Origin of the sequence: Burkholderia sp. Ac-20392 (genome assembly GCF_017104585.1) — a bacterium.
Lineage (GTDB): Bacteria > Pseudomonadota > Gammaproteobacteria > Burkholderiales > Burkholderiaceae > Burkholderia > Burkholderia lata.
The window spans coordinates 1-1,404 of record NZ_JAAGPB010000991.1 but is presented as its reverse complement, the minus strand read 5'-3'; the positions used below and the strand labels follow the sequence as shown (position 1 = coordinate 1,404).

Annotated in this window: 1 protein-coding gene; it reads left to right on the top strand. The window is 70.7% G+C overall.

The window, feature by feature from the left end:
• The coding region (locus G3N99_RS40335; RefSeq protein WP_206125203.1) for a DHA2 family efflux MFS transporter permease subunit at positions 1 to 1,402 on the top strand (1,402 nt) is incomplete at its 5' end.
• Positions 1,403 to 1,404 lie beyond the last annotated feature (2 nt).

Below are 1,404 nucleotides of genomic sequence, written 5' to 3'. Positions count from 1 at the left end.
ACCGTCGATCTGGAAGGTCAGCGCGGTCGCGGTGCTCGGCTCGCTGCTGTCGCAGCTCGACGCGACGATCGTCAACGTGTCGCTGTCGAGCCTCGCGACCGACCTGCACGCGAGCCTCGCGACGATCCAGTGGGTGACGAGCGGCTACCTGCTCGCACTCACGCTGGTGCTGCCGCTGAACGGCTGGCTCGTCGACCGGATCGGTGCGAAGGCGCTGTATCTGTGGTGCTTCTCGGCGTTCACGCTCACGTCGGCGCTGTGCGGGCTCGCGTGGTCCGCGCCATCGCTGATCGCCTTCCGCGTGCTGCAAGGCGTGAGCGGCGGGCTGCTCGCGCCGATGGCGCAGATGATGATCGCGCGCGTCGCCGGCCAGCAGATGGCGCGCGTGATCGGCTACGCGGCCGTGCCCGTGCTGCTCGCGCCGATCCTCGGCCCGGTCGTCGCCGGCGCGATCCTGCAGCACGCGTCGTGGCGCTGGCTGTTTCTCGTGAACCTGCCCGTCGGCGTACTCGCGCTCGCGCTGGCCGTACGGTTCCTGCCCGGCGACCGCGACGAAACGCAACCGCGCGAACTCGACTGGGTCGGCCTGGCGCTGCTGTCGCCGGGGCTCGTGCTGTTCCTGTACGGCATCGAACGGATCAACGAAGCGCTCGGCATCGCGGCGATCGTCGCGGCCGCGCTGTTGCTCGCGGCGTTCCTGCGGGTCGAAACGCGCAAGGGCGACCACGCGCTGATCGACCTGGCGCTGTTTCGCGGCAAGGTGTTCGGCGCGGCCGCGTCGACGCAGTTCCTGTCGAACGGCGCGCTGTTCGCGGGCCAGATGCTGATTCCGGTGTTCCTGATCCAGGCCTGCGGCCGCACGCCCGGCGAAATGGGCTGGCTGCTCGCGCCGATGGGGCTCGGCATGCTCGTCACCTACCCGTCGATGGGCGCACTGACGAGCCGGTTCGGCGTGCGCCGGCTGGCTGCCGCCGGCGCGTTGCTCGCGCTGTTCGCGACGCTGCCGCTCGTGTTCCTCGCGCTGACCGGCTACGATCCGATCCTCCTCGTGCCGGCACTGTTCCTGCGCGGCATGGGTCAGAGCGCGATCGGCGCACCGTCGATTTCCGCCGCGTATGCGTCGGTCGAGCGCCGCAACCTGCCGATGGCGACCACCTCGCTCAATATCGTCCAGCGTCTCGGCGGCCCGACATTCACGACGGTCTGCACGCTGTTCCTCGCCTGGCGGCTGCAGGCCGAATCGGTGGCGAGCGGCGGCACGCAGGCCAACGCGTATGCGTGGGCGTTCGGCCTGCTTTGCGTGCTGCACGCGGCGAGCTTCGTCACGACGCTGCGGCTGCCGTTGTGGTCGGCCGGTGCGGGCGGGAAACCTGCCGGCGCCGCGCACGCCGGTTCGCGCTGACC